This is a genomic window from Kitasatospora sp. NPDC059747, assembly GCF_042732955.1.
Lineage (GTDB): Bacteria > Actinomycetota > Actinomycetes > Streptomycetales > Streptomycetaceae > Kitasatospora.
This window is the reverse complement of record NZ_JBHWGV010000082.1, coordinates 37,260-43,818: the sequence shown is the minus strand read 5'-3', so window position 1 is coordinate 43,818 and position 6,559 is coordinate 37,260. Positions and strand designations below refer to the sequence as shown.

The following is a 6,559-nucleotide window of genomic DNA, read 5'->3' as shown; positions in this document are numbered from 1 at the left end:
GCGACCCCCTAGTTGTGCTGGGGGTGGGCACATGTGCCGGGGGGGGGGGGTGGGGGGGCGTGGGGTTGGGTCTGTCGGGGGGCGGGGGGGGGGGGGCGGCTCCTGCGGAGGGCGGGGAGGCGGGAGGCCGAGGCGGGGACGGGGTGGGGGTGGGAGACGGGGACGGGGCGGCCGGGACGGGTCAGACCGGGATCTCCGTGTGGAGGCGGCCGAGGAGTTCCCAGAAGCGCGGGGCCAGGGGCCGGTCGCGCGGGGGCAGGGTGGGCGTCGCGGCGCCCCAGTGCGGGGAGGACACCTGGTGCTCCTGGTGCAGGGCCGTCAGGACGGTCGCGAGGTCGTCCTCGTGGACCGGCACGAGCCGCGCGACCGCCCGCAGGTGGGGCTGCCAGCGGCCGTCCACGCACCTGCGCAGCCGCTGGTCGAGCTCGGCGCCGCGGCCGGTCACCTCGACGAGTTCGGTGAGCCGCAGTCCGAGCACCTGGGCGAGCGCGTGCGTCCGCTCCTCGTCGCCGTCCCACGTCCCGGTGAGTTCGGCCTCCTGGTAGACGCGCAGGGCGACGCCGATGCGACGGGCGGCGGTGTCCTGGCTCAGTTCGCGGGCCACGCGGTGGTCGCGCAGGCGGGCCGGGCGGGTGCCCATGAGCTGCGCGGGCGGGCACCACAGGGCGCGGGCGAGGGCGATGAACTCCTCCTCGGTGGGGCGCAGCTCGCCGCTCTCCCAGGCGATGACGTGCGTGGGCAGCAGCCGGACGCCGTGCGCGGCCATGCCGCCGGCGACCTGTTCGGGGGTCAGGCCGAGCCCGGCGCGGTGGGCGCGGGCCGCGGCGGGCGAGAACGGCACCGGGGGCAGGGCGGGCGGAGGCTGTCTTCGTCGCATGTGAACGAACGCTAGGGCCGGTACGAACGGGCCCCCAGCCGCCGAACGCACGAAGCGCCGGGGAGGGCGCGCGCGGACCGCTGGAGGATCGCACAGGATGTCATGCCCCTGCGGCGGCAGTACTCGGAGGTAGTGACGGGGGCGTTCGGGGGCGCGCGCCGGGCCTCCCGCGTGTGACCAACCCCTCCGTGACCTCGGTTGACTCCCGGTTCGGCCGCGTGATGGGATCCCAGGGCCAAACGGAGGCATGCAGAGGAAGCCGGTGCGAGTCCGGCGCGGTCCCGCCACTGTCACCGGGGAGCACGGCCGGAACGACGCCACGGCGGACCGTCAGTCTTCGCTGACGTGCTGCTGGAAGGCTCCGGGGGTGCGTTCGACCCGGAAGCCAGGAGACTCTCGCCCCCGGTACGTCGATCCAGGGCGCGGACCCTGAGTGAGGACTCGCACGCGATGCAGGCTGCCCCGACCCGCCGAGCCCTCCCCTGTCCCCCTCCGTCGTGCGCCCGCTGACCCGCGCCGCCGCCTTCGCGGTCGGCGCCGTCGCGGGCTACCTGGCGGACGCCCGCTACGCCGATCCGCGCCGCGGCCACCCGGTGGCCGTCTTCGGCGGTGCGGCGACCCGCCTGGAGCGCCGGATGTGGCGCGACGACCGGGCCACCGGGGCCGCGTACACGACGCTCTGCGTGGGCGCCGTCGCGGCGGGCGCGGTGGCGCTGGAGCGGACGGCCGGCCGCCGGCCGCTGGGGCGGGCCGCGCTGGCCGCCGCCGCGACCTGGACGGTGCTCGGCGGCACCTCGCTGACCCGGGAGGCGCGCACGATCGGCCGGGCGCTGGCCGCGGGCGACCTGCCCGCCGCCCGGGAGCGGCTGCCGCACCTGTGCGGGCGCGACCCGAGCGCGCTGGACGGGCAGCAGATCGCCCGCGCCGTCGTGGAGTCGGTGGCCGAGAACACCGCGGACGCCGTCGTGAACGCGCTGGCCTGGGGCGCCCTCGCCGGCACGCCCGGTCTGCTGGCCTTCCGCGCCGTCAACACGCTGGACGCGATGGTGGGTCACCGCTCGCCGCGCCACGCCCGGTTCGGCTGGGCCTCGGCCCGGCTGGACGACGTGGCGGGCTGGCCGGGCGCCCGGCTGACGGCGCTGCTGACGGTGGCCGCCGCGCCGCAGCCGCGGACGGCCTGGCGGGTGTGGCGGCGGGACGGTTCGGCGCATCCGAGCCCGAACGCGGGGCAGGCCGAGTCGGCGTTCGCGGGCGCCGTGGGCGTGCGGCTGGGCGGCACGCTGCAGTACGGCGAGCGCGTCGAGCACCGGCCGGTGCTGGGCGCGGAGCTGCGGCCGGTGACGGTGGACGACATCGAGCGGGCCTGCGCGCTGTCGCGGCGGGTGGGCGCGCTGGCGCTGGGTACGACGGTCGCGGGGCACGTCCTGCTGCGATCGCTGCTGAGGAGGGGAAGGGCATGACCAACGCGCTGCTGGTCGCGGGGACGACCTCGGACGCGGGCAAGAGCGTCGTCACGGCGGGCATCTGCCGGTGGCTGGCCCGCCGGGGCGTCCGGGTGGCGCCGTTCAAGGCGCAGAACATGTCGCTGAACTCGTTCGTGACGGCCGACGGCGCCGAGATCGGCCGGGCCCAGGCGATGCAGGCCCAGGCCGCCCGGGTGGAGCCGGAGGCGGCGATGAACCCGGTGCTGCTCAAGCCCGGCGCGGACGGCCGCAGCCAGGTGGTGCTGCTCGGCAGGCCGGTCGCCGAGGTGGGCGCGCTGGACTACCGCGAGCGCAAGCCCGTCCTGCTGGAGCGCGCCCTGGAATGCCTGGCGGACCTGCGCCGCCGGTACGACGTGGTGGTGTGCGAGGGCGCGGGCTCGCCCGCCGAGATCAACCTGCGCGACCGGGACATCGCCAACATGGGCCTGGCGACGGCCGCCCGGCTGCCCGTCGTCGTGGTCGGCGACATCGACCGGGGCGGCGTGTTCGCGGCGATGTACGGGACGCTGGCGCTGCTGTCCGAGGAGGACCAGCGGCACGTGGCCGGCTGGTTCGTCAACAAGTTCCGCGGGGACGCCCGGCTGCTGGCGCCCGGTCTGGAGATGCTGCACGGCCTGACCGGCCGTCCGGTGCTCGGCACGCTGCCGATGCTGCCGGGGCTGTGGCTGGACGCCGAGGACTCGCTGGACCTGTCGACGGTCGTGGACCGGGTCGACGGGCGCGGGCCGCTCGGGGCGGACGTGCTGCGGGTGGCCGTGGTGCGCTTCCCCCGGCTGTCGAACTTCACCGACCTGGACGCGCTGGCGCAGGAGCCCGGCGTGCTCGTCCGCTGGGCGACCCGGCCGGAGGAGCTCGCCGACGCCGACCTCGTCGTGCTGCCCGGCACCCGGGCCACCGTGGCCGACCTCGCCTGGCTGCGCGAGCGCGGGCTGGAGCCGGCGCTGCGGGCGCGGGCGGCGGCCGGGCTGCCGGTCCTCGGTGTGTGCGGCGGCTACCAGATGCTGGCGGGCTCGATCGTCGACGACGTCGAGTCCAAGGCCGGTGCCGTCGACGCGCTCGGCCTGCTGCCGACGCGCGTGCGGTTCGGTGTGGAGAAGGTGCTCGCCCGGCCGGTCGGCGAGGCCTACGGGCACCGCGTCGAGGGCTACGAGATCCACCACGGGGTGGTCGCCGTGGACGGCGGGGAGCCCTTCCTGGACGGATGCCGGGTGGGCTCGGTGTGGGGCACGACCTGGCACGGCGCGCTGGAGAACGACGGGTTCCGCCGGGAGTTCCTGCGCGAGGTGGCCGCGCTGGCGGGCCGCGCGTTCGTCCCGGCGCCGGACACCTCGTTCGCCGAGGCGCGCGAGGCCCGGCTGGACCGCCTGGGGGACCTGATCGAGGAGCACGCGGACACCGACGCGCTGTGGAAGCTGATCGAGGGCGGGGTGCCGGCGGCCGGAACGCTGCCGTTCCTGCCGCCCGGTGCGCCTGAGGAGGCTGGCAACGCATGAGTGACGTCCGCTACCCGTTCACCGCGGTCGTCGGGATGACCGACCTGCGGCTCGGACTGCTGCTGAACGCGGTCTCCCCGGCCGTGGGCGGCGTGCTGGTGCGCGGCGAGAAGGGCACCGCCAAGTCGACGATGGTCCGCGCGCTGGCCGGCCTGCTGCCGTCCATCGCCACCGTCGACGACTGCCGCTTCTCCTGCGACCCGGCCGCGCCCGACCCGCAGTGCCCGGACGGACCGCACGCCTCCTCCGGGAGCAGCGAACGGCCGTCCCAGCTGGTCGAGTTGCCGGTCGGCGTGGCCGAGGACCGGATCGTCGGCTCGCTCGACCTGGAGCGCGCGCTCGCCGAGGGCGTCAAGGCGTACGAGCCCGGACTGCTCGCCAAGGCGCACCGCGGGGTGCTCTACATCGACGAGGTGAACCTGCTCCAGGACCACGTCGTCGACCTGCTGCTGGACGCCGCCGCGATGGGCCGCTCCTACGTCGAGCGCGAGGGCGTCTCGGTGCGGCACGCGGCCCGGTTCCTGCTGGTCGGCACGATGAACCCGGAGGAGGGCGAGCTGCGGCCGCAGCTGCTCGACCGCTTCGGCCTGACCGTGGAGATCGCCGCGACGCGCGACCCGGCCGAGCGCGCCGAGGTCGTCCGGCGGCGGCTCGCCTACGACGCGGACCCGGCCGGCTTCGCGGCGCGGTTCGCCGACGATGAGCGGGCGCTCGCCGAACGGATCACCGCCGCACGGGAGTTGCTGCCCAAGGTCGAGCTCACCGACGTGGCGCTCCGGCAGATCACCGCCGTGTGCGCCGCGTTCGAGGTGGACGGGCTGCGCGCCGACATCGTCATGGCGCGGACGGCCGTCGCGCTGGCCGCGTGGGACGGGCGCACGGAGGTGCTGGAGGAGGACGTCCGCAAGGCCGCCCAGCTCGCGCTGCCGCACCGGCGCCGCCGCAACCCGTTCGACGCGCCCGGACTGGACGAGGAGCAGCTGGACCGGACGCTGGAGGAGCACGCGCAGCCCGAGGACTCCCCGGAGGACTCCCCCGGGACCGACGGTGACGGTGACGGCGACGACCCGGACGGCGACGGCCCCGGCCCCGGCGACGACGGCGGCCCCGGCCCGGACGGCGGCGGCGCGCCCGAGCCCGAGAGCGGTCCGCAGGCCCCGGAGGCCGCCGCCTCCGACGCCGCCGCCCCGGACCTCCCCGAGCAGCAGCCCGTCCCAGCCCAGCACCCCGCCCCCGCGCGGGAGTCGGCGCCGGTCGCGGCCGGCGACCCGTACCGCACCCGGCTGTTCGCCGTGCGCGGCACCGGCCACGGCGCGCAGGGCCGCCGCTCCCCCGCCGAGACCGACAGCGGGTACACCGTCCGCGCGCGACGCCCCCAGGGCGCCCTCAGCCGCCTGCACCTGACCGCCACCCTCCAGGCCGCCGCGCCGCACCAGGTGGCGCGCGGGCGCGCCGGCGCCGCGCTCGTGCTGCGCAAGGACGACTTCCGCGAGCAGGTGCGCAAGGGCCGCGAGTCCAACCTGGTGCTGTTCGTCGTCGACGCCTCCGGCTCGATGGCCGCCCGGCAGCGGATGACCGCCGTCAAGGGCGCCGTGCTGTCGCTGCTGATGGACGCTTACCAGCGGCGCGACAAGATCGGCATGATCACCTTCCGCGGCGCGGGCGCCGAGCTGGCGCTCCCGCCCACCTCGTCCGTCGAGGTCGGCGCGGCCCGGCTGGAGTCGCTGCCCACCGGCGGCCGGACCCCGCTGGCCGCCGGCCTGCTGCGCGCCCACGAGGTGCTGCGGATCGAGCGGCTGCGCGACCCGGCCCGCCGCCCGCTGGTCGTCGTCGTCACCGACGGACGGGCCACCGGCGGCCGCGACGCGCTCGCGCAGTCCCGGCGCGCCGCCGGGCTGTTCGCCGCCCAGGGCGTCGCGAGCGTCGTCCTGGACTGCGAGTCCGGCCCCGTCCGGCTCGGCCTCGCCCGCACCCTCGCCGGACACCTCGGCGGCACCGCCGTCACCCTGGACGAACTGCGCGCCGAGGGCGTCGCCTCGCTCGTCCGCGACAGTCGCGACAACCGTGCAACCACCATGCGAAAGGCGGCCTGAGCAGCATGCCCAAGGGTGTTCCCGAGAGCGTTCCCGACGACGGCCTGACGACCCGCCAGCGCCGCACGCAGCCGATCACCGCCGTGCACACCGGCCCCGGCAAGGGCAAGTCCACGGCCGCGTTCGGCATGGCGCTGCGGGCCTGGAACCAGGGCTGGTCCGTCGGGGTGTTCCAGTTCGTGAAGTCCGCCAAGTGGAAGGTCGGCGAGGAGAACGCGCTGCGCGTCCTCGGTGCCTCCGGCGAGGGCGGCACCGTCGACTGGCACAAGATGGGCTCCGGCTGGTCGTGGATCCAGCGCTCCAGCGAGATGGAGATGGACAGCGAGGCCGCCGCCAAGGAGGGCTGGGAGCAGGTCAAGCGCGACCTCGCGGCCGAGACCTACCGCTTCTACGTGCTCGACGAGTTCACCTACCCGATGCACTGGGGCTGGGTCGACCCGGAGGAGGTCGTGTCCGTGCTCGAGGACCGGCCGGGCAGCCAGCACGTCGTCATCACCGGCCGGTACGCCCCCGAGGCGCTCACCGGCTTCGCCGACCTCGTCACCGAGATGACCAAGGTCAAGCACCCCATGGACGCCGGCCGCAAGGGCCAGCGCGGCATCGAATGGTGAT

5 protein-coding genes and 1 riboswitch are annotated in these 6,559 nt (G+C 76.3%); of the genes, 4 read left to right on the top strand and 1 reads right to left on the bottom strand.

Annotated features, from left to right (window positions below; all coding sequences use genetic code 11):
- Nucleotides 1–181 precede the first annotated feature (181 nt).
- Nucleotides 182–877, bottom strand: coding sequence for a helix-turn-helix domain-containing protein (locus ACFV4G_RS29930; protein ID WP_380445240.1), 696 nt, complete (start codon nt 875–877; stop codon nt 182–184).
- A 251-nt stretch (nt 878–1,128) separates the two neighbouring features.
- Nucleotides 1,129–1,273: riboswitch (cobalamin riboswitch) on the top strand.
- Nucleotides 1,274–1,374: 101 nt separating this feature from the next.
- Between ACFV4G_RS29930 and ACFV4G_RS29925 the strand changes: the two genes are divergently transcribed.
- From ACFV4G_RS29925 to cobO, 4 genes are read left to right on the top strand one after another with little or no spacing between them, the layout of a single operon-like run.
- Nucleotides 1,375–2,337 carry a cobalamin biosynthesis protein gene (locus ACFV4G_RS29925; protein WP_380445239.1) on the top strand — a complete coding sequence of 321 codons (963 nt, stop codon included), beginning with the start codon at nt 1,375–1,377 and terminating at the stop codon, nt 2,335–2,337.
- Complete coding sequence (locus ACFV4G_RS29920) at nt 2,334–3,854, top strand: cobyric acid synthase (protein ID WP_380445238.1); 1,521 nt, start codon at nt 2,334–2,336, stop codon at nt 3,852–3,854. The genes ACFV4G_RS29925 and ACFV4G_RS29920 overlap by 4 nt, the downstream gene beginning before the upstream one ends.
- Entirely contained in the window at nt 3,851–5,947 is a 2,097-nt protein-coding gene (locus tag ACFV4G_RS29915; protein ID WP_380445237.1) for a putative cobaltochelatase, read from the top strand. Before ACFV4G_RS29920 ends, ACFV4G_RS29915 begins: the two co-directional genes overlap by 4 nt.
- 5 nt (nt 5,948–5,952) lie before the next feature.
- Nucleotides 5,953–6,558: a cob(I)yrinic acid a,c-diamide adenosyltransferase gene (gene cobO / locus ACFV4G_RS29910; protein WP_380445236.1), complete on the top strand. Its 606-nt coding sequence runs from the start codon at nt 5,953–5,955 to the stop codon at nt 6,556–6,558.
- The last annotated feature ends 1 nt before the right edge of the window (nt 6,559 follow it).

Coding starts and splice junctions, on each gene's coding strand:
- ACFV4G_RS29915 (WP_380445237.1), top strand. CDS start 3,851: ATGAGTGACGTCCGCTACCCGTTCACCGCGGTCGTCGGGATGACCGAC.
- ACFV4G_RS29930 (WP_380445240.1), bottom strand. CDS start 877: ATGCGACGAAGACAGCCTCCGCCCGCCCTGCCCCCGGTGCCGTTCTCG.
- ACFV4G_RS29920 (WP_380445238.1), top strand. CDS start 2,334: ATGACCAACGCGCTGCTGGTCGCGGGGACGACCTCGGACGCGGGCAAG.
- cobO (WP_380445236.1), top strand. CDS start 5,953: ATGCCCAAGGGTGTTCCCGAGAGCGTTCCCGACGACGGCCTGACGACC.